We start from the raw sequence: 24,131 nt of genomic DNA, 5'->3' as shown, positions 1-24,131 counted from the left end.
CGGTGGTAGCCACTGCTCATAGGCTCGCCAGACTGATATGGATTTTATTACAAAAACAAGTGCCTTATGCTCCGCAATATACTGCAAATCAAGGAGCAAGCCATGGTACTTGTTAACCCCGTTGTCGCTATCTTGCAGAGCTCGGTCTTGCCAAGGGTAGTTAACCCGACTGGGTGATATGAGCCGCAAGATAGCACATTAAACACTCACCAAGGTTGTTGTTAACGATGAAGAAATGGCTCAGTCCAACCAGTGCTAGCCCGAATAGGCCAAGGATAGGAAAAACCTAATCCGCATGGGTGTTTCAATTGACCGGCGCAGTGGTACGAATTTCATTAGGGGCGCAGCTTGGCTGTTAAGCCCGTATATATGGCAGTACAACCGCTTCTAGCGGTAAATGAGCGCATCGAAAGCAACGATAAGAGTGAGAATGTTGTACAGAAAACTAAGGCCAAAAAGCCTTCGGTGAGCAGAGTATTGTCTTGACTCACCGGGAGCGTCCATATATGGCCATGTTCTAGGCCAGCCATGTTCTAGGCCAAAGCTTCGCTTGACGCACCAACACCCACTTAAGCGGACAAAAAAAGTTGGTTATAATGTGAAGCGGAGTGGAACCTAACTAACTGTTTTTTTGTCCGTTTGAAGTGCTTGTCATACGTGTTAACACACAACCTCAAAAACACTTTCCACAACAAATTTTTCTTTTTCTATTTCAAAATAAACAGATAGTCCATGACACTTTACACCGAAATCAATTTGAGCATTATAGACATTATCATTAGCTCTATTTGTTGTGATTTCTAAACTGGAAACCTTTAGCTTATTTTCTTTTAAATACGTTGTAAAAACAGAACGAAGCTTAGGCTCTTTTAGAAGTGCGATCTCAACTAAGTCGGTTTTATTGCTCAAAATATTAAATAGATCTCGTTCAGGTATTAAATTACTCGCTATCATTTTTGTACCATATGCATAACTTTTGCAGACACTTTCTTTTTTATCAAGAATCCATGCCATGGTAGATTTATGATAATCCTTAGGGTAGTTATAATTAGGTACATCGTTTTCGAGATATTCAAACTCTAAATCGGCTATGTTACTCTTACATATTCTTTTCGTCGAAAGGCGAGGATTAACCATTACTCGCACATATGTATTCCATTTTCCATCAACGAGGTATTTTTGAGCATTCACTGAGGAGAAGGTGGTTTTACTTTTAAAGTATTGGGATTTGAGTAAATCCAGCTCATAATTATTTAGCTTTTCTGCATTTGCACAAGTAATGCAATTTATCAAAAAAAGGGCTGTAAATAATCTACAAGGCATTCTGACTCCAATTACACGTATAAAAGCTTATTGAACGGCTAAATAAATTTAAAGTCGGCCGTTCAAGTTATTGATTAATATCATCCTACATTTGCTATCTTATTGAAGTAAAGCAATTAATTATGTCTAACATGCAAAAACAAACCGTGCTTGCGCGTAAAGTAGAATTTGCCTTCACTTTACAAAAAACTAAAGATAACAATATCAGACAATTACGATTTCTCAATTGATAAACAGATACAACGAAAGAACGACTGTTAATCATTCTTTAGCGCAAATCGATGAAAATCCATTATAACTGTACATAAAATCAGTACATACCATATAAAAGTATTCATACTGATTTTATTTTTAACGCTTTTGATTTTTTTACATGCGCAGCATGTGATGCTTGAGGTTAATCTCTCCCCTTTGTTCGAGGTGATTCAGCCACATCTACGAGCTAATATTTCTTGTCGATACAAAGCCAGCAACGCAGAAATTGAGCCTCGAGTGCAAGCTCGGCTGTGACCGTCCATGACATGGAGGTCATGGCCGAGCTTACAAGGATGTACTGGCAGCGTGTCACAGAAGTGTTTGCACTTGAGGTGATTCTGCCACATCCATGAGCCAATATTTAGCTACACTTCTGTGCCGATACAAAGCCAGCAGCGAAGAAATAGAGCCTTGAGTACAAGCGCGGCTGTGATCGTCCATGACATGGGCGTCATGGCCGAGCTTACAAGGATGTACTTGCAGCGTGTCACTGAAGTGTTTGAACTTGAGGTGATTCTGCCACATCCATGAGCCAATTTAGCAACACATCAAGCCGATACAAAGCCAGCAACGAAGAAATAGAGCCTCGGTTGCAAGCTCGGCTGTGACCGTCCATGACATGGACGTCATGGCCGAGCTTACAAGGATGTACTTGCAGCGTGTTACAGAAGCGTTTGAACTTGAGGTGATTCAGCCGCATCCATGCGAGCTAGCGATATATTAAAAAGTGTTTTAATACGCCAGTATAAAATTCTGGCGCAGTAACACTCCCTACACTATCGGTTGAAACGCGGTTAGCGAGTCGAGCATAGTGGCATTACCTAACCCTTGCATTGGGGCTACTGAGGTAAATTGGCCTTGTTCTCCGTGTAATGCCATGTAATTAAGCAGTACCGTTTCCACCAACAAATTCACATTATTAGCCGACGGGGCGGAGGCGGTATCGACTGACGCATCAGAGCGCATAAAGCCGATTTGTTGTTTTTGCGCCATTTGGTCGTCATTGCCGCCCATTAATTGGGGTTTACCAGACGGGTTATACACCAAAAAGAACGAGGCTCCGGTTGAAGAATTATCGCCCGTCCACTCGCCTTTACCACGGCCTTCCATTGAGTCATCAATACGGCCATTACTTGAAACAGAGCCATCACTGAACACATACAACATTAACGGCATATTGCGACGCGATGCATACTCTAAGCAGGCTCCCATACAGCGACCTGCACGTAAATCGCGTAACTCACCGGTTGCCCGCTCGCCAGTGTGATAATCAAACCCGCCCATAGTGACCGTACCAGCACCAGAAAAGCCATTCACCACTAGCTTCATAATTGATGCTGTTTTTTGAAACTCTGATTCAGAATCAAATTCGTTTATGCCAAATATGCCACCAGGACCAACAATATCTGGATCTAATAACGGATTTAAGGTTGAAGGGTCACCAAAGCGATCTGCTAAATCAGCGCTTTTAACATAGCCACAATTGACTAAATCTTTAATCACATCGCCACGGGTAACCTGAGTATTTACCGCCGCCATTTTTTGTGCGCTAATGCGTTGAATACTCTCCATCACCGCCACTGCATCACGTTGCGACAGTAAACTAAATAAGTCACCCACATCCACCAAACCGGTGACATCAGACGGCCTGTCAATTTTGGTTGGTCGCATGCTTAAATCAATAAAACTGGTTGGCGCCATTGAATTGCCACCCGAGTCAGAATTACGCGAACCCACCAACGGCATTAACGAGCCATTCGCGCCTGCTGCCGCAATAGCATACATAGGATTGTGTGGATTATTACCGGTATCGTTATCTGAGCGATTTGGGATCACAGCACCGTTTATGCGCGATGCAGTGTCTGGAGAAACCTTTTCTAAAATACCGCGTAAAAACGCCGAGTCAGAATGAAATGCTAAACCTAAATCGGTATTGATAAAATCAGACATGCCAGCATTAGGATTAGCAATCGATGGCGCCATGTCACCCGGTAAACCAAGCTTGTTGTAACCAGCTGTAGATAAAAAGTCTTGCTGGCCACCCGCGCCGCCAACTAATACATTTGAGCCGGCAATGTTAGCGCCACCAGCCAAATCAAAACTAATAAATGGAATTTTACCCGCACCTTGAACGCTAATGCCGCAAGAACCTCTTAATGCTTCAAGATCTGGAGACAATGCCGCATGCGCATTGTTAGGATTAGCAAACATGCTAAACAAGGATAATCCCGCAACCGCCGCACCACCTTTGTATAAACCCGTTGAAATAAACTCTCGTCGAGTCATGGGTTTACGGTGGTCGGCAAACAACAATGGACTGTCTGGATGAAGATGCTTTGATTTAGTCATTGTTGGATCCTTTTTGTCTCTGTTTTACGGCAACATTTGCAGTGCTGTTCAGTGGTGCATGCATCAATTGAACAAAGCCCAATTGCGCGGTGGTTAATATATTTATCATCTGCGGCCCCTATTGCACTAGCATGACAGCACTGGCCAATACCGCAGCACAGGTTGATTTAGCAATGGTTCGAGTGCGCTCGGCATTACACGTACCACTGCACACCGACAAGCCGGTCACCAAACTGTCTAATTCTGCATACACATCGCTTTGGCTAGGTTGGTTACTCAATGACAATGGCATTAACTGATTGATTAATGGATTAAGCAAGTTACCTCTATCAGCCGCACTTAATGCCACGCTAGGCACTGCAGTAAAATCAACATCAGGAAACCAATTACTGCGTATAGTGTTATCTTCAATTGCCGAGTCACAGTAAGCGATCGCTAATTGGGTGATGCCCATTTGCTGCGCTGAAATAAAGGTTTCAATGTTCTCAAGGCTAGGTAATTGACGTTTAACCAACTCATAAGTGGCAAACACCTTGGTTGATTGCTGTGCCACTCCGGTTAGCACACTCATACTGTGATTAATTTCAGCAAAGTTACGCACACCCACTTGAGCTGATTCAGTTGTGGCTGGTACTTCTGCTGGGGTAACAAATACGCCAGGTAGCACCACATTACTGTGCTCGCCTAATTGCTCAAAGGTTAAGAAAAACTCATCCTGACTCGCGCCTTTTTCAAGTGCGATAATGGTGCCAAGTGCCGAGATAGAAAACGGCTCAGCAAGCACCTGGCCTGATGATACCGACAAGTCGAGATTAACGTACGACTGACCTTGAGCGCTTTCTTTGCCATTAATACCAATACGTAAGCCTTTTACCTCAAAACTGTCGCTCACTGGCGTACCGTCAATATTTACAATCGCAGCATTGCTGAATAAATAACTGTAATTATCAAATTGGCTTACCTCAAACATCACATAAGTATTGGGTAAATCGATGAGATGACTGATTGAGAACAGTAAAAAGAACTTTTCACCAACGCCCACTTCATAATTTTGTTGCACTTGCTCAGGTGCTAAAACCCTGTTGTAAAGCGCAAGTAAGCGAACATCGCCTTGCCATACATGTTGATTAGACGCTTCACGGCCTAAAATTAGCGCAAAGCTGTCATCCCAATTTGCTAATGGAGCAATATCTTCATCAACCGCATCAATCAGCTGACCGTTCACATAAATACTGCGACCGTTAGTGGCGTTGTAAGTCATCACTACGTGTTGCAACGTCGCTTGCAGCACTTCATCGGCATCGGGGGTGCTCAATGCTGGCTCACCATTGCTACTTGATGCTTCAGTTCTGAGCATAAAATCATAATTATATTGGGTTTGCCCAAGGGTAAAGTTACGCGCGTCATCACCGGCTGAATAAGTGACGATGCGGGCAGGCCCTTCTTGAGTCACATTATTAGGGGTGACCCAGGCTTCAATCGAAAACTCACCCGTTGCGGTAATTAAATCGTACAATTTTTTACTATTGGCGGTGCTAGCCTGCGCTTTACCATTGGTAAATGACAATCCCCAGCCGCCTAACCAATCGACATCACCACTAAGGGTTAAGTTTGCCGCAGGAGAAATACCCGAGGTGTCATAGGCAATGGTGCCCTCGCCGGTTTTGAATTGGTACAGCGCAATCACGTCAGTTTCAAAACGGCCACCGCTTGATGCGGTAATACCATCCGTTAATCGTAACGATTTAGACACCACCATATCCGGTGAGATCTCATCGAGTTCAATGCCGTCACTTAACGCAGTAATCGCATCGCGCATTTCAATACTGTCGTCTAAACAGTTATTCCAACAGTTATGAAACTCCGAACCTAGGCGCACCACTAATCGTGATTGTGCTGGGGTATCTAAATTCATCACCCCTTTTGCGGCTTCATACGCTTGTTCGATATCATTGCTGGCAAAAAAGGGCGACTGTGCCGCTTGCACGCCTTCGCTATGACAAGAAGCGCAATGTTGATACACAACCGGATAAACATGTTGGCTAAATAAACTGCTGTCATCTGGGTAGTTTTTGCTTGAACCTGGATCTCGAATAACGGGGGCTGTTAATTCAATAGTATTGGCTGTGCTCACTCGGTCATCAGCCCATAACTTAATCCACTGAGTCATGGTTTCGCCACAAGCTGAATCACTGGCCAACCAACAGTTATGCCCACCTGTGACTTTACTGACTAAACGCGAAGCTTTTGGGTCGGTTAAGTCAACCAATGGGTTGGTAGCGGCATAAGCGTCGTTAACATCATTACGGCTGGCAAAATAAGGGGCTTGGTTACCTTCTGTATGACATGCACCGCACTTATCCTGAGTCGATATATTGTCCCACAATGACGTTTTGTATTTTTGAATATCCGCGGTTGCCGCTGCTGGACCTGTGTATACGTCAGAAGTTGGAGTTTGCTGAGCAGGTGGATTTTCTTCAACATCACCACCGCCACATGCAGTTAGGCCAAATAATAATGAGACAATAACAAGGCGTTTAATCATTAAAAATTTCATGCCTATTCTCCCATACAATAGTTGCCAACTTCAGCGAACACTCGCTTAAGCTGGTAAGCATTCTGCTTAAAAGAGGCTGTTATTGCGCTAATTTGCGCAATATCGGCCTGGCTTTCTGCATCACGCAAACACACTGACTTAAATACTTTTTTCACCTGACATTGTGCAAAGGCATTGCTGTTAGCCAGCTCTTGCCCTAACGACTTAGCGCCGCTACCCTGGCCAGATAAACTATTGTCCCAACCCAATTTTTGATTGGGCCCTTGGCGCCAATAATTTTGCCACTCATCGTTTGGCGTCACAAACCCATAAGGGAAACTGGTCGAGTTAATGTGGTATTTACCTTGTACGCGAGTGCCCGTGTCGGGATCGGTCTGACCGCTGGTGTTATAAGCAATTGAACCGCTTTCACCCGTTGGATCCTGCTCGAGATTAAACTCATAATTATAGTAAGCAAATGCTTGTGCTAATGGGTCCATACCGCTGTGACAACTTGAGCAGTTATTAATAAACAAACGGCTGTCGCCACCAGGGCTTCGGCTCACATCCTGGCGAATACGGTCAGTTGAACGCGTATTGTCTTTAAGCGGCTCTAAATCGGTACATAAATGGTTCATTAAGGTAAAGCGGAACATGGCGCGGTTAGTGCCTAAATAAAAGAACTCTTTGGCCGCGGCGCGGCTGGTGAGCACCCCAGCGGTAGCCGATGAAGGCAAACCGTTTAAACTTGATTGCGTGGTGCGCTCAAGACCATCTTTTAAATCAATAAATTGGTCTTCTAATGCTTGGTAGTGCGCATTATCATTACGGTTATAAGCGGGTAAATTTAAACTGTTTTTACCGACATACACCATATCAGCCTGCAAGATTTCTCTAAAATCGACATCATCTCTAACGGCCCCAATCACTGTGGCAGAATAGTCATTTAATGGCGCAAAAATATCTTGTTCAATATTGGTCCACGGCGTAGCAAATAGTTTCAGTGTGGTGGAGTAAAACGCAGGGGTTTCCATTGCCAAATAAGCGGCTTCAATAGGCTTACCGTCATCGAGTAATGTCGCCATGCTTTGCAAGGTTGTTTCCGACGCGGCAACACCTGCAATGCGGTCATGTAATTGTTTAGCTTGCTCTAAACTTCCTGCAACTACATTGGCAGAAAGTAGGCTTAATGCCCCAAGTGCCGATAGATTGATAAAATGCTTAACCTGCATGGTTTTTCCCAAATAAGATAATAAGCGCTGGCTTGTTACCGTACGAAGCCGAACCTTCATACTGTCTCCTTTTTCACACTGACGTCTTAGCCATAAACTTGCGGTGCCGCACTGCGAATTTGTTTTATCAACATTGATTATCTCTTTTAATGAGCAAATGTTGTTACCCTGACTTACTTTGAGTGTTTTTTAAGCAGCACTACTAACGAATGGTGCTGATTAAATCATTCAACGGGCCACATTAAAAGTTTTTATTTTGTTAATTTTTTTGACACTGCCAGCCAATTGATTGACGTCAAAAAAGTGCCTTGAACCGTCAAAAAAAAGTATTGCAACTATTTAATAAAAAGCCTTGAAACACTGAGCCTACAAGGCAATAATGTCAAGTCTAATCGGGGTTAGCTAAGACTCTCACAATAATAATAACGGTTAAGGAAAACAAATGAGGCCGACCTCAGGCTATAACATAATGATGTTTACAGTTACTGCATTGTTACTAGGATGTAATACTGAAACAGCAATTAAAGATGAACAGCCTGATCCCGTGCTTGTGGAATATCCGGTGGCTTATATCGAGCGCAATTTAACCGCTGTCGATCAATCACCCGCAGAATTTGACACTTTCAATCCCGCTCATTTTAATCCTGGCGCGCAATTATTAATTAAACGAAATGCCTTTGCCGACTCTCCGGCCACTAACTTAACAACCAGCTTATTTGGTGAAGATCAGCTTATTGATATTCGCGATCTTTCAGTTTCTGACGACGGCCAACAAATGCTGATGGCGATCCGCGCTCCAGAAATTGACGATGCAGACGATGATGAGCAGCCCAAGTGGAATATTTGGCGTTATCGCGTTGCCAGCAAAACCTTAACACGCGTAATAACTAGCGATGTTACGGCAGAGCAAGGTGATGATTTAATGCCAAGCTTTTTGCCTGACGGCAGAATTATTTTTGCCTCAACTCGTCAGCGTTTATCGCGCGCCATTTTACTCGACGAAGGCAAACCGCAATACACGGCATTAGATGAAAGCCGTACCAATGAAACCTTCAACATCCATGTAATGGACCCAGACGGCACTGGCATTAAGCAGCTGACATTTAATTTAAGCCACGACTTTTATCCGCTAGTACTGCAAAGCGGCAAAATCTTATACAGCCGTTGGGACCGAATGGGCGCTAATCATGGGGTTAATTTATACCGCATGAACCCAGATGGCAGCGACAACGAACTGGTTTTTGGCTGGCATTCGCACCAACTGAGTTTAGATGATCAAACTGAATCAATTGATTTTGTTAAGCCGCAACAACTGCCTGGTGGTGAGATTTTAATGCTACTCACCTCACAAGATAACAGCGTGATTCAAAAACGCCCCGTGCTGATTAACATTGATGACTATATTGATGCTGAGCAAGCCACAGCCACATCGGGTGCTGAGGGCAGTGCCATTACTGACGCTGAACTATCTGACTTTAGCTTTTCATTTTCAACGGAACTGTCTCAAACCGGCCGCTTGAATCACTTATTCCCCCTTCCCGACAACAGCCAACGTTACTTAATGAGCTGGGATTTATGCCGAGTGGTGGTCAACGATGTTATTCGTGCTTGCGGCCAGTTAACCGCAGAGCAACTGGCCGATGAAAACCTCATTCAAGCCGACCCGTTATACGAATTATGGCTACTTGATAACGCCGAAAACACCCAACAGTTAGTTGCTACAACCGCTCAAGGAACCGTGTTAACTGAGTCAGTGGTGTTGCAACCAAGCTCGCAGCCTAAAAGCTTTATTGCCGATAAAGTGGTTGGTAATGAACTCGACTCACAACTTAGCCAGGAGCTAGCAAGCTCAATCCACATTCGCAGCGTGTATGACTTTGACGGTATTGACAGTACAACCAATATTGGTGGGATAAGCCGTTTAAGTGACCCATCTCAAACGCCTGCTGCTAATTTACCAGCACGTTTTTTACGTATTGTTCGCGGCGTGCCCATGCCGCCTGATGAGGTGCGCGACATTCCAAACACGGATTTTGGCCGCAGCAACAATCAACTCATGCGCGAAATCATAGGTTATAGCCCTATTCAACCCGATGGCTCGGTGAAAATTAAAGTGCCAGCCAACGTGCCGTTAGCCATTAGTGTGTTAGATGCTAATGGCCAGCGTATCGGCGGTCGTCATAGCCAATGGATCACATTAATTCCTGGTGAAACCTTAGAATGTATCGGCTGTCATACCGCCAACAGTCAGTTGCCTCACGGGCGATTAGACGCACAGGCAACCAGCATTAATGCAGGTGCGACTGGCGGCTCTGCTTACCCTAATGCCAGCAGTAATATTATTCCTGAGCAAGGGCAAACCATGGCCGAGGCCGATGAAATGGTCAATGGTCTTGCCGAGTTAAATGCGGGTCTTTCCTATCTTGATATATGGACCAATCCAGTATTGTCTGCGGTCAATCCAAGCATTGATTTCAACTACAGCAATTTAGCCACGCCAGCGCCAAATGGCAGCCAATGTTTTGATAACTGGACCGCGTATTGCCGCATACAAATCAATTATGTCGAGCACATTCAACCTCTGTGGGATCTTGCAAGGCCTGTTGTCGACACAGCAACTCAAATGATCGTTGCCGACAATACCTGTACAAGTTGCCACAATATTGTCGATGCCGACGGCGCAGCCCAGGTGCCTGCAGGGCAATTGTCATTAGTCAGTTCAACGTCTAGCGACGAGCCAGCCCATTTAACCTCATACCGCGAACTGCTGTTTAACGATGTAGAGCAAGAAGAAGTCGACGGCATTTTAATCGACAGGTTAATTGAAGTCCTCGATGCTGACGGCAACGTGGTGTACCAGGTTGACAGTAATGGCGAGCTTATTCTCGACGCAGATGGTAATCCTATTCCAGTGCTAACCACGGTCAATGTACCCGCCATTTTGTCGACTAACGGCGCTCGCTCAAGCAACACATTTTTTGAGGTGATGAACAACACCACGCATCAAACAATGTTGTCGGCAGATGAGCTCAAATTGCTCAACGAATGGCTAGACATTGGCGCGCAATATTACAACACGCCATTTTACTCACAGGACTAACAAAGCACAGTGCCAACCAAATCCGTTGGCGCAATAGACTTTGCGATAGGGAATTATGCTGACTTACATACGCAACACCTGCCTGCTACTGACACTATTGTGCTTAAGCCCAATATTGCAGGCTGACGACAATCCCAGATTACGCATCGACGTACCTTTTGTTGAACTCAGATCTGGCCCTAGCGCGGGTTACCCTGTGGTATCGGTTATTGAAAAAAACGAGATGGTCAGCGTATTACTTAAACGCACCTCCTGGTTAAAAGTAAAAGACAAACGCGGTGTTGAAGGCTGGTTTCATGAAGATGATTTATTGGGCTTATCTCAAGACGGTCAAGCCATTAGCGCCACACAAATCACAGCACAAGACGTGATAAACCGTCAATTTGAAGCTGGGGTTATGTATGGCGATCTAGAAGGGGCCAACTTTTATAATCTATTTGCTGGTTATGCCTTTACCCCCGTCTTTAGCGTTGAGTTATCAGCGGGTAAAGCATTGGGTAGCATTTCAGACAGTGATGTATTTGAAGTGATGTTATTAAGTCACCCAATACCCGATTTACTTGTTGTGCCTTACATCGGCGTTGGCGCTGGGATCATTAATACCGAACCTCATAGTGTTTTAGCCGACACCGAATCACGTCGCAGCACGCTAATGAGCGCCGCTGCAGGCGTTAAATACCACCTTGCCCGTAATTTTATATTACGCGCCGAATACAAACTCTCGTTAGCCTTAACCGACCGAGATGAAAATGAAGAGATCCAAACATGGAAAATAGGATTCAGCGTATTTTTTTAATGCCATTACTGACCGCCAGCACCTTGGCGTTGAGCGCATTAACCCCAAGCTCAGCTGCCTTTGCCGCTGATGATACCGCTAACACTGTTAAAGCTGATGTAGAGCGCCGCGATGTGCTTGACGACCTGCTCGACACTGAAAATTTTGAAGTGGGTATTCAAGGCGGCATTATGTCGATTGAAGACTTTGAATCAAGCCCTTGGGTCAGCGCACATGTGGGTTATCACATCAGCGAGCACTTTTATGTTAAAGCCCGCTACGCCCAGGCTAAAGCCGGTGAAACCAGTTTTGAAAAACTGGCCAATGCCGCGCCATTGTTAACTGACGACGAGCGAGAGTTAACTTATTACGGCTTAAACATTGGTTATAACTTGCTACCTGGTGAAATCTTTTTCAGTAAAGACACCGTTTTTAATAGCGTGTTTTCAGTTGAACTCGGTGGCGGTAACACCGACTTTGCCGGTGACGAGCAATTTACCGTTAACTTAACCGCCAACTATCGGGTGTTTTTAACCGACTGGATAGCATGGGATTTAAGCATGAGTGATTACCTGTTTAACACCGAGGTTACTGGCGAATCTAAAACCACCCATAACCTCAATTTTGCTACCGGTGTGTCTTTTTATTTTTAAGTGTTATTGATGCCAAATCAGTACGCAAAAGAAAAACCAATAAGGAAATTCAATGTTGTTCAGTCGATTTAGCGGTAAATGTCTTATTGCCTTAGGTGTATTGTTATTGTCGGTACAGATGTTGTCGATGCAAGCACACGCGCTCACTATTGGTGACGCGGCGCCCGACTTCACCTTAAAAAACCAGCAAGGCACTAACCTTAACTTAACCGAACAACGCGGTGAAATTATCTTAATCAACTTTTGGGCATCCTGGTGCGGCCCTTGCCGTAAAGAAATGCCGGTACTGCAAAAGCTACAAGACAAGTATCAAGACCTAGGCGTGCAAGTGTGGGGCGTCAACGTCGAGCAAGAAAACCAGGCCGGTAAAGACTTTCTTGCCGATCTTGATTTGAGCTTCTCTATCTTTTTTGACCAAACCAACTCCTTGTCTAAAACCTATCAGGTTGAAGCCATGCCGACGACGGTGATGATTGATCGTAACGGCAAGGTGCGTTTTGTGTTTCAAGGCTATCAAGATGGCTATGAAAAAAAATACGCCGCAGCCATTAAACAGCTGATCAGAGAGTAAATAGACGATGACATTCACTTTATCACCTCGCCTCACCGCCTTGTCGCTTAAAGGCATCGCCCTACTCAGCCTTATTGGTTTAAGTGGTTGTTCGAGCATGGGCATTGAGCCCTGGGTTAAGCCCTACGAGCGTCAAAATTTGGCCGATCCGATAATGCGCTTAAATCGTCACCCTAGTGCCAGTATGCATGTGGCTCACGTACTTGAAGGCCGTGAATCAGCTCGTGGCGCAGAAGGCACCGGAGGGGGTGGTTGTGGTTGTAACTAATATGCTCAATAAAAGCGTTAAACTCTTCGCGGTCTTATTTATTGGAATAGGTAGCTTAACGGCTCAAGCCGCGGTGCTCGATCCCGATCGCGCCGATATGCTTTATCACAGCTACGAAGGTGGAGGCATGACCATTGATGGTCCGTCCGTCATGCTGCGAAAAAAAGCCTCAGAATCGGTGGCGATTACCGCCTACTATTATATGGACAGCATTTCATCCGCCTCTGTTGATGTGGTCAGCACCGCCAGTCCGTACACCGAAAAACGCCATGAAGGCCAGGTCGGGGTTGAATACCTGTACGACAAAACCTTAATGTCGCTTAATTTGCGCCAAAGCAATGAAGACGATTATTTAGCCCAATCATTTAGCATTAATGTGTCACAAGACACCTTTGGCGACTTAACCAATCTTAATTTGGGTTTATCTTACGGCGACAACGAGATTAAGCGTAATGGCGATGACATCTTTGAAGAACAAAGCGAGCAATACCGCATTCGCGCAGGCATTAATCAAATTTTAACCCGTAACCTCACAGCCAGTTTCAACGTTGAGGCCATTGCCGACAGTGGTTACTTAAATAATCCTTATCGCACCGTGCGTTATGTCGACAACAGCATTCCATCGGGGGTGGGGTATCAAGCCGAAGTCTACCCAGAAACCCGCAATTCGTTTGCGGCAAAATTATCGGCCAGTTACTTTTTACCTTACCGCGCTGCGCTGTTTTTTCACTACCGCCATTTTAACGACAGTTGGGAAATCACCGCCAGCGACGTTGAAGTAGGTTATCGCCATCCCATTGGTGACAGCTTAGAGCTAGAACTAAAAGTGCGTTACTACCAGCAAACTCAGGCGGAGTTTTACAGCGATTTATTCCCCTACCGTGACGCGCAAAATTATATGGCGCGCGACAAAGAGTTAAGTGACTTTAGCGACATTACCTATGGTTTAGGGATCACCTATATGCTGCCCGCGTCGATGTCATTTGGCGATACCCGTTCAGAGGCGTCTTTGCAATGGGATTATATAGATTTTCAATACAATAACTTTAGGAACCCTAATGCAGAAGGTGGAGTCGGTAGCGAACCTTTTTATGGTTTTTCAGCCAATGTGATCCGCGCCTTTGTTAGCGTGTACTTTTAATGTCTGTATTTAACGTTATCGATAAAAGATTGATCCTACAACGAAATTGCCAAGGCCTTAACCCTATGACTACCGTGCGTAAATGTTGTGCATTTTTAACTCGCTTATTTGCTGTCACTGCAGTGCTTGCAAGCTTTTTTGCCATGCCAGTGCATGCTGAAGACGCCAATAAAGGCGCGCTGGCATCTGAGCTTGAAGACATTAAAAGCCAGGTGCTAAAGCTCAATCGCGATTTGTTTATTTTAGAAGAAGATTTACTGTTTCCGGCCAGCACTCAAATTGCGGTTTTTGTCTCGGTTGATGTAGGGCGTTTTCTTAAACTCGACAGTGTTGAGCTTAAAATTGACGACAATAATGTTAGCGGTTTTTTATATACCGAGCGTCAACGTAAGGCACTAGAGCAAGGCGGTATTCAACGCATCTACTTAGGCAATTTAAAAATGGGCCCTCACCTGTTAACCGCTATTTTTACCGGTAATGATGCAGAAGGTCGTACTGTGCAACGCGCGATTAGCCATAACTTCGATAAAACCGATGAAACCGTGATGATTGAGCTTAAAGTCGAAGACAGTGAATCAAGCTATCGCGCTGATATCAAAGTCGAACAGTGGGCGTTGTAAATCATAATGGCCGTTATCATTCAATCTGTTAATACAAAGCGAGCTTACCGCATTGGCCAACTTTTGCGCCCGGTGAGCGCAGCTGCGCTATTAACTTGCGCATTATTTACCCAGCAAACAGTCCATGCAGCAGAGCAAACCGAGGGCAGCGCAACAGCAAAAACAGACTTAGAAGATAAGTTCTATCGCCAAGCCTTGTACTTTTACTTTGCGGGTGATTATGGCTCAGCACTGAGGCAAATTAGTTTAAACCGTCAACGTCAGGGCATAGATTCTGATCGCAGCCAGCTGTTTGAAGCAGGACTACAAGTGGCCATAGGGTTACACGACCAAGCCACGCAAACCTTAACGCGTTTTGAACAAAACCAAACAGACACAGGCAATGGCAGCCAAGCCAAGTCGGCCACCTCACCACAAGAGCTGTTGTTAATTGCCTTGTTGCAATTAACCGAGCAACAAATTGATCAAGGCGACGTTGAAACAGCTAAGCTGACCTTAGGCAGAATAACCACAGTACTACCTGACTATCTTGAGCAATATCATGTATTAAGCCAATTAGCTTATTGGCCCGACACGCCGCCATTAACGGCCCAGGTACAGCAAAAAGCAAACTCCGAAGATAACACCTTAGCAACTAACTCATCTGCCGCTTACATTGCCTTAAATCAAGCCTTATTGCATATGGAGCAGCAACAATACAGTGCAGCTCAACCCATATTAATTGAGCTTAAAGAGCAGCAATGGCAGGCTCCAGAGGTTAATTTTTGGCAAAAATTGTTTAATCCTTTTGCACAGCCCGATATTTTTGACGCCAACGACCAGCTCAAACCTGAAGTGCAAGATGCCCTATTGCAACAGCAAGCGGTTAACGACTACGCCAAATTATTACTGGCGCAGCTCTATGTTGCCAATCAGCAATACGATTTAGCCTACAATGAGCTGGTTGATTTTCCGCAGCAAAGCCCTTATGCCGAATCGGCGCTCTTTTTGTTTGCCTATTCGGCCCAGCAACAACAGCAATATGACCTGTCGCTCAAACTGTTGACGTTATTACAACAGCAATACCCCTACTCAAATTTAGCCTGGCAAGCCGCATTACTTAGTGCCAAACAAGTGAGTGAGCAGCAATCGTTAGCACAAGGCTTAACCTTATATCAGCAAGCTGAGCAGTTATATTTGCAAAAAATTGCCGAGATAAAACAATTCGGCGAGACCTTCAACGACAGCAAAAACATTATGGATTTTGCCACTAAGGCTAACGATGAGCAAAACGCCTTATTAACACCAAAGTCAGATGTGCTTGCACTTATATTAACCCAGCGTTTTAACACCGACGCCCCCTGGCTTAAAAAAGCGCTAAACGATCCGTTACTGGCAACCGATTACCAAACCCTGCTTAGCCTTGAGTTACTCAGCGACAATATCAAAACCCAACAAACCAACAGCCAATGGCTTAAAGACACATTAGCACTCAACAACCAACGCCAAGCTAGAGTTATAGAACAACAAAAGCAGTTGGCTTACCGTGAGATGCTCCAAAGCTTAACGGCGCAAAAGCAGCGTATTGCGGATATTATCGCCCAGGCAGAAATCGAGCAAAACCCACAGGTATTTGCCAACCCAACGCAGCAGCAATGGTTAAATCGTATTGATACCAGCCAGGCGACGCTGAATAAATTGGCTTCACAACGTAATACCGATGATGAACAGCAGCGACTCGATAAAGTCAAAGGCGTGTTGCAATGGCAATTACAAAGCACATTCCCACAACAGCTTTGGCAGCACAAGCAAAGCCTTAAACAGTTAACAGAACAACTTGAAATGCTTGAGCTGCAAGCCAGTCGTTTTAGTGATTTATCCACTAACCCGCGTTTACTGTCTAACTTTGACGTGCGCCAACAGCAAACACAAACCGACATCAATAAAATGACCTTTAATATCGAGGCGTTGAACCTCAAAACCAGCCGAGAGATCCGCGGCAAAATCAGTATTTTCACCCAGCAACAGCAATATACATTACAGCAATTATTGCTCACCAGTCGTCATCAAATGGCCAATGTATTAGAGCAAATGGCGCAAGCTGACAACATATCATCCCCTGCGGTATCAGGTGTTGATAGCGCTTCACAAGGAGTGCGCTAATGTCTGCCTCATCTAATGTATCAAGCGCATTAATTATCGTCAGTGGCATACTGTTATCGGGTTGTTTTAGTAGTGGGCAAACTGATTATAACCAGCAAGCCAAACGGGCCAGCTTGAGCGATTTAGCCAATAAAAGCACTAGCAGAAAAGTCACCGCCGTTGAAATGAGTCAACAGCAACGAAGTGCCGCTTTAGCCGGGATTTATCAACAATTATTGACCTTAGAGCCCGATCCTGAAGTGCGCACTCATGTGGAATATCGCCTGGCGCAAATTAATACCGAATCCTTTGAAGCCCAATCTTATGCAGACTTAGGTGATGAGTTAACGGATCCAGCACAAGCCGACAGTCAGGTATTGGCCCAGCTCAGTAAAAATGATGCCGCATTGCAGCAATTAATTGAGCAATACCAGCAACTACTCCAACGCTATCCGCAGCGGGCTGAAAATGAACATTTACGCTACCAATTAGCTAAAGCACTCGACTTACAAGGCAATCTAGACGCTAGCCTGGCACAGGTTGAATTACTATTAAGCCAATATCCTCAAACCGATTACCTGGCTGAACTGAACTTTAGGCGCGGCGAGATTTACTACAATTTGCAAAATTACACCGCGGCGATTCAAGCTTATAAACAGGTATTAACTGCCAGCAATAATCAAAAATATCAGCTCAATAGCCTGTATATGCTTGGTTGGTCTGAATTTAAGCTCAACCGACTCGCTAATGCCGATAACGCATTTTTACAAGTGTTTGAAGCACTAGTTGCTAGCCAACAAAATAACCCACAGGTGGCCAACTTAACCGCGGATGATTTTGCCTTTGAAAAGCTTGGCAGCCGCGCGCAAAACCTGGCCATTGATACTCAACGAGTACTGAGTATTTCATTAAGCCAGCAACTGCAATCACAGTCGTTGGTGGCATTGGTGAATGACAATCAATCGCTACCCTATATTGGCTTATATCAGCACGTGTTATTTGCCAACCTAGCCACCTTTTTACTCGACAAAAAGCTCGACCATGATGCGGAGCTAACTTACCAGGCTTATATCGACTTTGCCCCTAATCATATTTGGGCGGCGCGATTTTCACTCGACTTGCTTGACCTTTATCAGCGTCAAGGCAAATTTGCCGCCATGCATAAGCTCAAAAATGATTATGTAAACCAATATGGCTTAAACAGCGCATTTTGGCTAAATGCTTCAACAGCTCATCAAGGTGAATTATTACCTAATTTACTGAGTTTTAGTGACGAGCACAGCCGCCGTTTATATGCCGAGGCTCAAACCTTGCAAGGCAATGAACGCATAAACGCCTTTGCCCAGGCAGCCACTGCATTAAACACTTATTTGCAGCTGGCCCAACTGCCTCAAGCCAGGCCATTACTCAGCAAAGACATTATTCACGACCAGTATCTTTTTGCTGACGCGAACTTTGAAGCCAGGCAGTATCAAGCTGCGCTAAACAGCTATTACACCATTGCATATGAGCCAACAGACGCAAAGGCATCAACAGCGTTAAGCCAAATCCAGCAGCAATCCGCCTACGCCACAACGGTGACCATTCGTGAGCTAATAACACAGCAAAACACAAATGCAGCAGAGATTGTCACACCATTAATTAGCAAACGTAATCAATTAGATAAACAATTTATTGAGCAATATCAGCAAGATGCACGCGCCTTACAATTGGCCGGCAATGCGGCGCAATATTCGTTTGACAGCCAAGACTACGTTAGCTTGAAATACTTTACCGATTTTGTCTTGCAAGCTCATGGCATAGCACCACTGACAGCAAGCTCTAGCGCAGCGCAAACGGCAACGCCATTATCAGACAATGCCCGTAAACAAGTGCAGTTTGTCAGCCAACTGTATGCCAATAGCCTGTATCAACAAGAGCAATATGCACAGGCAGAAGACGCTTACGTGCTTGCGCTGCAATACACAGATAACAGCGCGACCGCCTGGAGCGAAATGCGCAACTTACTGGCCTCGAGTATCTACTTTCAAGCCCAAGCCGTTAAACAAACTGAGCCACTATTGGCTGTTAATCAGTTATTGCGCGTCTCTCAAGTGGTGCCAGAATCACAATATGCGGTAAACGCAGAACTTGATGCCGCGAATTTATTGCTAGCACAACAGCGCTGGCAAGAAGCAATTGATGTATTAAAACCGTTTCAAAAACAACATCCAAACCATGAGTTTAGCGCGGCCATTCCCGCAAAGTTAGCTCAATCTTACGAAGCGTTAGCCCAGTGGGACTTAGCCGCAGAACAATTATTAATTATTGTCGCCAACGAGCAACCTGGCCCGTTAAAGCGTGAAGCACAGTACACCGCGGCCGAATATTATTTAAAAGCAGGCGATCGCAACAACGCCCTCACCACCTTCAGAAGCTATGCCAAAACCTACCCGCAGCCATTTGATGTGGCCCAGGAAGTGCGCTTTAAAATGAGTGAGTTTTATCGCCAAAGCGGTGAAGCTAATAAACAATATTACTGGTTTAGACAAATACTCAGCTTTGATCGCCAGCAACTGCAAAGTGATGCCAACGCCATTCAGGCCCGCCAGGTCGAACTCGCCTCAATGGCCGCCTTTGCGTTAGGCGAAGCAGAGCAGCGTAGCTTTGCGGCCATTAAGCTCAATGCGCCACTGCAAAAAAGCTTAAAGCGTAAACAAGACGCCATGAAAAAAGCCATTGCTTATTATCAACAAGTACTCGGTTTTCAATTAGCTAAATACGTGCCGCATGCCACTTATAATCTGGCAGAAATGTACCGTCAATTGGCAAGCGATATGATGAACTCTCAGCGCCCTAATGATTTAGACGAGCTTGCCCTTGAAGAGTACGAAATCTTACTCGAAGAACTCGCCTACCCGTTTGAAGAAAAAGCCATCGACATTCACATCAGTAACACTCAACGGGCATGGGAAGATATTGTTGATCAATGGGTTGATAAAAGCTTTACTCGCCTGGCAGAGATGTCACCTGCCTTGTACCAAAAATCAGAATTAACACACGAGGTTATCGATGCGATTCATTAAATCAATCTCACCCTCATCACTTGTGCAAAGCGCATTACTTGCGTTGTTCTGTGTGGTTTTATTAGCCAGTTGCAGTACAACGCCAAGCAGTAAAAATTCGAGCACTCAAACCCGCTCTGAACCTTCAGTGAATGCGGCGGACAAAGGCATCGTAGATTTAGTCAATTTGAATAGCAAAGGCGTAAATAACAGCCTAAGTGATATTGCCGGTAGCACAGATACACGCAATGCGTACCTGGAGCAAGCGCAGCAACGCTTAGCCGAAGTCCCCGCGGCGGTGTTGGCACAATATCAGCAAGCGATTAACGCGATGAAAAACCAGCAATGGCAAAACGCTAATAGCCTGTTTGATAACGTCATCGCATCGCAGCCACAGTTGTCGGGCGCTTATGTCAATAAAGCCCTCATAGCGATTAACCTACAAGCGTTTGATCAAGCTGATGTCCTGTTAGAACAAGCCATTAAGGCCAACAGCAGTAACCCATACGCGCATCAAATTAAGGCCAATCTTGCCAGACAACAAGGCCAATATGCCCAAGCTGAACAGGGCTATTTAACCGCACTAGCATTGTGGCCACAATATCCTCAGGCTCAAATCAATTTAGCGATATTATTAGAGCTTTATCGCGGTAAGTTATTACAAGCAAAACAGTTTTATTTGGCTTACTTAGTCAATCAACCAGACGATGAACAGGCAAAACGCTGGCTTGCTGGCGTCGAAATTAAAATTCAACGTGCAGGGTTAACCCTACCCGATAACACCAACGGAGCAGGCTAAAATGAACACGATAAAAGCGCTGCAATTGATTGCTGTTTGTTTGTGTTGGGCGGCGGCTATTCAAACAAGTTTTGCCAATGAAGCCGGCAAACCAAACACAACGGCAGTAAACAACAAGCCGGTGGTGATCGAAAGCCAAGTCACAGGCTCTCAAGAGCAACCTAAAGTGCTGTACATCATGCCGTGGCAAGGAATCACTAATCCAATAGACATTAATAACAAAGACATGCGGCTCACCCTGCCTGAATTTAAACCCATTAACCCCAAAGCATTTAGGCAACAGGTGAGAGACTTTGCCAATAGCAATCAACAGACAGAGTAATCTCAATAAAATAAATACAGCTAAACACCAGAATACATTAACAATCTGAGTCACAAGACAATTGCCCCATGCAGCCATAAACACCTGGGGACAAACAACAAAAACAGAAGGAACATCACATGAGTTTTACCGACCATATCATTGCGTTTTTACAAAATGGCGGCCCATTTATCTACCCTATCGCCTTAGTGTTAGTGGTCGGGTTGGCTATTACCATTGAGCGCTGGTTATATTTAAGCTCAGCCCATCGCACCAACCAGCAAGCCTTCGCGCTGATAAAAAATGCGCTAAAAACAGGTGATATCAATACCATTAGTCAACATGCACAAAACCATAAAGCACCAGTATTTGACGTATTGCGCTCAGGTATTGCGCGTATATCAAGTGCCAGTCGCCGTGAAGATGTTGAATACGCCATGGAAGAAACCGTGATGGAATACATGCTGCGCCTTGAAAAACGCACCCCCTTTATTGCCACACTGGCAAACATCGCCACATTATTGGGTCTACTTGGTACCATTATGGGCTTAATTGCAGCGTTCTCGGCCGTTGCCAGCGCCGACCCAGCTGAAAAAGCCAACTTATTGTCATCGAGTATTTCGGTGGCGATGAACACCACCGCATTTGGTTTGATCACCGCTATCCCACTGATTTTATTTCACTCGAGTCTACAAACTAAAACGGCCACCATTGTTGACTCAATTGAAATGGCAGGTATCAAACTGCTTAATTCGTTGTCATTTAAGCAGCAAACGGATAACAACCGAGGCTAATGAGTATGAGACGCCACCGTCGCCCCAATACCCAAGATGCAGAACTGGATATCACCTCATTTATGAACTTAATGATCGTGTTAGTACCCGTGTTACTGCTGAGTTTGGTGTTCTCACAAGTGCGCATTCTTAATTTACAATTGCCGGTATTGTCAGAAGCAGAGCAAGCGCAAGATGAACAAGAACCCAAAATACTCGAATTAGTGATCACCCCTAGCCGCTTAACTCTTAACTATCCGGCAGGTATGGCACTTAAACAATTTGATATAACAGAGACCGGCTATGACTTTGCCGCGCTGTCGGTGTACCTGCAAGATTTAAAGCTGACATTTCAGCAACAAGGCATTGAGAAAAACGACATCGTATTACTGCTAGACCCAACCATTGACTACCAAACCATAGTATCGGCCATGGACACAGTGCGATCGTTTAAAGCCGTAGTTGCCGCTAATTTGGTTGATGCTGAGTTGTTTCCAATGGTCTCACTTGGTGATGCTCCCGCTGTTAGTGACTCAGAGTCACAGGCCACTATTGGACAAGCAATAGGAGCCAAGCAATGATGAAACAATCGGCCAGAAGCCGCAGATTAGTTAAACATCACAAACGCTTAAAAGCGGGTAGTAAGCTTAACCTTGTCGCGTTAATGGATATTTTCACGATTTTGGTGTTTTTCTTAATTGTGAATCAGTCTGAAGTGCGCGTATTACAAAATATTGAAAAGCTTAGCTTGCCAGTCTCTGTAGCTGAAACCTTGCCCGTTGAAAATCTTGTTATCACAGTCATCGCCGACACAGTGTTAGTTCAAGATCGGGCTATATGGCAAAAAAGTGAAGATGGACAAGGACTCACTGAGCAAGAAAACCCTGAGTTTATTAACACCTTAACCACCGAGCTAACTTATCAAGCCAGTAAGCGCACCGACCTGAGTGAAACCGAACAACAAAACGGCCGCGCGGTCACCATTATTGGCGATGCGGCAACACCTTATGTGGTGTTAAAGCAAATAATGGCAGCTTGTGCAGCAACTGGTTATCGTGATATTTCGTTAGCGGTTGAACAACAGGCCAAACAAGCCGATGGGGAGAGCTAACATGACTACAGCTACCCTTGGAACCGCTCAATTTAATCAGCACACAAGCAATAGCTTTAATGATTTAGGCGACTTATTTAAGCCCAGCAAACAAGACAAACTGTTTAAACAGATTTTGTGGCTATTGCTGCTGGTTTATTTGGTGTTTGCCGTTGTGGTGCCGATGCTTGAGCAAGTTGAACTGCCACGTGAAGTAAAAGAGCAAGTGCCGCCACAACTGGCGAAAATCATCTTGCAAGAAAAGCAACTACCGCCACCGGTTAAACCTGAAGTGAAGCCACCTGAGCCGGAGCCTCTGCCTGAGCCAGAACCAGCTCCGCCAGAAGAAAAGGTAGTCGAGAAGCCGGTAGAGCCAGTGGTAAAACCTCAAGTTATGCAGCCAACAACCCGTGAAGCAGCCAAAGAAAAAGCCAGCACATCAGGCTTAGCCGCCATGAAAGATGAGCTATTTTCGATGCGCGAAGCCTTTGATGTTACCCCGACGGCACAGCGTAAACTTGACCAAACCACGAGCCAAGAGGTCAAAGTAAAACGTGATCTACTAGCCGGTGCGGCCAATAAACAAACTGATAGCTTAGCAAAATCAACTATCAGTAAAACTGTTGCTTCAGGCTCGTTAACAGGCAACGAAACCCAGCAAGTTCGTCTCGCAAAAGAAGAAGTGTTAGCCAGCCAGGGCGCCGCAACAGAAAAAGCCAGCCAGGCCAGTCAAGGTGGGCAACGTTCAGAGGCGGCATTAAGACGCACATTAGAAGCCAATAAATCTCGGCTTTATTCGCTCTATAACCGCGCCTTGAGAAAAGATCCGTTCTTAAAAGGCAAAGTGATGTTTGAAATTGTCATTCAACCCAATGGCAGTATCAGCAAGGTGACCATTAAATCTAGCGAGCTAAATGACGCTAAATTAGAGCGCCAGCTAACCCTGGTATTACGTTCAATTGCTTTTCCGGCTGAAAGTGTTGCGGTAATGACCACCATTTGGTCTATCGACTTCTTCCCGAGTTAATAAGAGTTAATATTGAAAATAAAACCAAACAGGTAATATCAATCATTACCTGTTTTTTTATCTGTCACATCCGACCTCCCGTCCACTTTTTAAAGAGACTTAAAGATAATTTAATTATCCTGCTCACGCTTTTTAGTGTCGGGTGATTGTATC

At 44.9% G+C, this 24,131-nt stretch carries 20 protein-coding genes and 1 pseudogene; 16 read left to right on the top strand and 5 right to left on the bottom strand.

From position 1 onward, the window contains the following. Positions 1-116, top strand: a pseudogene (locus GQA99_RS14290) (IS110 family transposase); the annotation flags it as partial. Positions 117-660: 544 nt separating this feature from the next. Here the strand turns inward: GQA99_RS14290 and GQA99_RS14285 are convergent. The 5 genes from GQA99_RS14285 to GQA99_RS14265 all read right to left on the bottom strand — a co-directional run bounded on the left by GQA99_RS14285 (position 661) and on the right by GQA99_RS14265 (position 7,755). Then, positions 661-1,323, bottom strand: a complete 663-nt coding sequence (locus tag GQA99_RS14285; RefSeq protein ID WP_160054709.1) for a hypothetical protein — start codon at positions 1,321-1,323, stop codon at positions 661-663. Between the two features lie 564 nt (positions 1,324-1,887). Then, positions 1,888-2,103, bottom strand: a complete 216-nt coding sequence (locus tag GQA99_RS14280; protein ID WP_160054707.1) for a hypothetical protein — start codon at positions 2,101-2,103, stop codon at positions 1,888-1,890. A gap of 246 nt (positions 2,104-2,349) precedes the next feature. After that, positions 2,350-3,927, bottom strand: coding sequence for a general secretion pathway protein GspF (locus GQA99_RS14275; RefSeq protein ID WP_160054705.1), 1,578 nt, complete (start codon positions 3,925-3,927; stop codon positions 2,350-2,352). A 118-nt stretch (positions 3,928-4,045) separates the two neighbouring features. Further along, on the bottom strand, positions 4,046-6,484 hold the full coding sequence (locus GQA99_RS14270) for a LamG domain-containing protein (protein ID WP_229785934.1): 2,439 nt from the start codon (positions 6,482-6,484) through the stop codon (positions 4,046-4,048). Between the two features lie 2 nt (positions 6,485-6,486). Continuing rightward, positions 6,487-7,755 carry a hypothetical protein gene (locus tag GQA99_RS14265; protein ID WP_160054703.1) on the bottom strand — a complete coding sequence of 423 codons (1,269 nt, stop codon included), beginning with the start codon at positions 7,753-7,755 and terminating at the stop codon, positions 6,487-6,489. A gap of 409 nt (positions 7,756-8,164) precedes the next feature. On the opposite strand from GQA99_RS14265, the gene GQA99_RS14260 reads away from it, so the two are divergent. The 15 genes from GQA99_RS14260 (at position 8,165) to GQA99_RS14190 (ending at position 23,978) form a co-directional block, all read left to right on the top strand. Further along, entirely contained in the window at positions 8,165-10,795 is a 2,631-nt protein-coding gene (locus GQA99_RS14260; RefSeq protein ID WP_160054701.1) for an HzsA-related protein, read from the top strand. A 55-nt stretch (positions 10,796-10,850) separates the two neighbouring features. After that, positions 10,851-11,591, top strand: a complete 741-nt coding sequence (locus tag GQA99_RS14255; protein WP_160054699.1) for an outer membrane beta-barrel protein — start codon at positions 10,851-10,853, stop codon at positions 11,589-11,591. Continuing rightward, positions 11,561-12,223 carry an outer membrane beta-barrel domain-containing protein gene (locus GQA99_RS14250; protein WP_229785933.1) on the top strand — a complete coding sequence of 221 codons (663 nt, stop codon included), beginning with the start codon at positions 11,561-11,563 and terminating at the stop codon, positions 12,221-12,223. Before GQA99_RS14255 ends, GQA99_RS14250 begins: the two co-directional genes overlap by 31 nt. A 52-nt stretch (positions 12,224-12,275) precedes the next feature. Then, complete coding sequence (locus GQA99_RS14245) at positions 12,276-12,794, top strand: TlpA family protein disulfide reductase (protein ID WP_160054697.1); 519 nt, start codon at positions 12,276-12,278, stop codon at positions 12,792-12,794. A gap of 7 nt (positions 12,795-12,801) precedes the next feature. Further along, positions 12,802-13,062: a DUF4266 domain-containing protein gene (locus GQA99_RS14240; RefSeq protein WP_160054695.1), complete on the top strand. Its 261-nt coding sequence runs from the start codon at positions 12,802-12,804 to the stop codon at positions 13,060-13,062. Beyond that, the gene (locus GQA99_RS14235) at positions 13,049-14,203 is read left to right on the top strand and encodes a DUF3570 domain-containing protein (RefSeq protein WP_229785932.1); all 1,155 of its coding nucleotides are present in this window, start codon (positions 13,049-13,051) and stop codon (positions 14,201-14,203) included. Before GQA99_RS14240 ends, GQA99_RS14235 begins: the two co-directional genes overlap by 14 nt. Before the next feature lie 65 nt (positions 14,204-14,268). Then, on the top strand, positions 14,269-14,823 hold the full coding sequence (locus GQA99_RS14230; RefSeq protein WP_160054691.1) for an AraC family transcriptional regulator: 555 nt from the start codon (positions 14,269-14,271) through the stop codon (positions 14,821-14,823). Between the two features lie 6 nt (positions 14,824-14,829). Then, positions 14,830-16,965: a hypothetical protein gene (locus GQA99_RS14225; protein WP_160054689.1), complete on the top strand. Its 2,136-nt coding sequence runs from the start codon at positions 14,830-14,832 to the stop codon at positions 16,963-16,965. Further along, positions 16,965-20,009, top strand: a complete 3,045-nt coding sequence (locus GQA99_RS14220; RefSeq protein WP_160054687.1) for a tetratricopeptide repeat protein — start codon at positions 16,965-16,967, stop codon at positions 20,007-20,009. Before GQA99_RS14225 ends, GQA99_RS14220 begins: the two co-directional genes overlap by 1 nt. Continuing rightward, entirely contained in the window at positions 19,996-20,787 is a 792-nt protein-coding gene (locus GQA99_RS14215) for a tetratricopeptide repeat protein (protein ID WP_160054685.1), read from the top strand. Before GQA99_RS14220 ends, GQA99_RS14215 begins: the two co-directional genes overlap by 14 nt. A 1-nt stretch (position 20,788) precedes the next feature. Continuing rightward, positions 20,789-21,109: a hypothetical protein gene (locus tag GQA99_RS14210; RefSeq protein WP_160054683.1), complete on the top strand. Its 321-nt coding sequence runs from the start codon at positions 20,789-20,791 to the stop codon at positions 21,107-21,109. Between the two features lie 119 nt (positions 21,110-21,228). Then, entirely contained in the window at positions 21,229-21,882 is a 654-nt protein-coding gene (locus GQA99_RS14205; protein WP_160054681.1) for a MotA/TolQ/ExbB proton channel family protein, read from the top strand. A gap of 5 nt (positions 21,883-21,887) precedes the next feature. Then, positions 21,888-22,442, top strand: a complete 555-nt coding sequence (locus GQA99_RS14200; RefSeq protein ID WP_160054679.1) for a biopolymer transporter ExbD — start codon at positions 21,888-21,890, stop codon at positions 22,440-22,442. Beyond that, positions 22,439-22,972 (top strand): ExbD/TolR family protein, encoded by a 534-nt coding sequence (locus GQA99_RS14195; protein ID WP_160054677.1) that lies wholly within the window; start codon positions 22,439-22,441, stop codon positions 22,970-22,972. Before GQA99_RS14200 ends, GQA99_RS14195 begins: the two co-directional genes overlap by 4 nt. A gap of 1 nt (position 22,973) precedes the next feature. Next, a complete protein-coding gene (locus GQA99_RS14190) occupies positions 22,974-23,978 on the top strand; it encodes an AgmX/PglI C-terminal domain-containing protein (protein WP_160054675.1) in 1,005 nt (334 codons plus the stop codon). Positions 23,979-24,131 lie beyond the last annotated feature (153 nt).

Origin of the sequence: Shewanella litoralis (assembly GCF_009828585.1) — a bacterium.
In the GTDB taxonomy this organism is placed as follows: domain Bacteria; phylum Pseudomonadota; class Gammaproteobacteria; order Enterobacterales; family Shewanellaceae; genus Shewanella; species Shewanella litoralis.
Note: the sequence above shows the minus strand (reverse complement) of the source record. Positions and strands in the feature narration are given on the sequence as shown.

Coding starts and splice junctions, on each gene's coding strand:
- GQA99_RS14285 (WP_160054709.1), bottom strand. CDS start 1,323: ATGCCTTGTAGATTATTTACAGCCCTTTTTTTGATAAATTGCATTACT.
- GQA99_RS14280 (WP_160054707.1), bottom strand. CDS start 2,103: ATGTGGCAGAATCACCTCAAGTTCAAACACTTCAGTGACACGCTGCAA.
- GQA99_RS14275 (WP_160054705.1), bottom strand. CDS start 3,927: ATGACTAAATCAAAGCATCTTCATCCAGACAGTCCATTGTTGTTTGCC.
- GQA99_RS14270 (WP_229785934.1), bottom strand. CDS start 6,484: ATGAAATTTTTAATGATTAAACGCCTTGTTATTGTCTCATTATTATTT.
- GQA99_RS14265 (WP_160054703.1), bottom strand. CDS start 7,755: ATGAAGGTTCGGCTTCGTACGGTAACAAGCCAGCGCTTATTATCTTAT.
- GQA99_RS14260 (WP_160054701.1), top strand. CDS start 8,165: ATGATGTTTACAGTTACTGCATTGTTACTAGGATGTAATACTGAAACA.
- GQA99_RS14255 (WP_160054699.1), top strand. CDS start 10,851: ATGCTGACTTACATACGCAACACCTGCCTGCTACTGACACTATTGTGC.
- GQA99_RS14250 (WP_229785933.1), top strand. CDS start 11,561: ATGGAAAATAGGATTCAGCGTATTTTTTTAATGCCATTACTGACCGCC.
- GQA99_RS14245 (WP_160054697.1), top strand. CDS start 12,276: ATGTTGTTCAGTCGATTTAGCGGTAAATGTCTTATTGCCTTAGGTGTA.
- GQA99_RS14240 (WP_160054695.1), top strand. CDS start 12,802: ATGACATTCACTTTATCACCTCGCCTCACCGCCTTGTCGCTTAAAGGC.
- GQA99_RS14230 (WP_160054691.1), top strand. CDS start 14,269: ATGACTACCGTGCGTAAATGTTGTGCATTTTTAACTCGCTTATTTGCT.
- GQA99_RS14225 (WP_160054689.1), top strand. CDS start 14,830: ATGGCCGTTATCATTCAATCTGTTAATACAAAGCGAGCTTACCGCATT.
- GQA99_RS14220 (WP_160054687.1), top strand. CDS start 16,965: ATGTCTGCCTCATCTAATGTATCAAGCGCATTAATTATCGTCAGTGGC.
- GQA99_RS14215 (WP_160054685.1), top strand. CDS start 19,996: ATGCGATTCATTAAATCAATCTCACCCTCATCACTTGTGCAAAGCGCA.
- GQA99_RS14210 (WP_160054683.1), top strand. CDS start 20,789: ATGAACACGATAAAAGCGCTGCAATTGATTGCTGTTTGTTTGTGTTGG.
- GQA99_RS14205 (WP_160054681.1), top strand. CDS start 21,229: ATGAGTTTTACCGACCATATCATTGCGTTTTTACAAAATGGCGGCCCA.
- GQA99_RS14200 (WP_160054679.1), top strand. CDS start 21,888: ATGAGACGCCACCGTCGCCCCAATACCCAAGATGCAGAACTGGATATC.
- GQA99_RS14195 (WP_160054677.1), top strand. CDS start 22,439: ATGATGAAACAATCGGCCAGAAGCCGCAGATTAGTTAAACATCACAAA.
- GQA99_RS14190 (WP_160054675.1), top strand. CDS start 22,974: ATGACTACAGCTACCCTTGGAACCGCTCAATTTAATCAGCACACAAGC.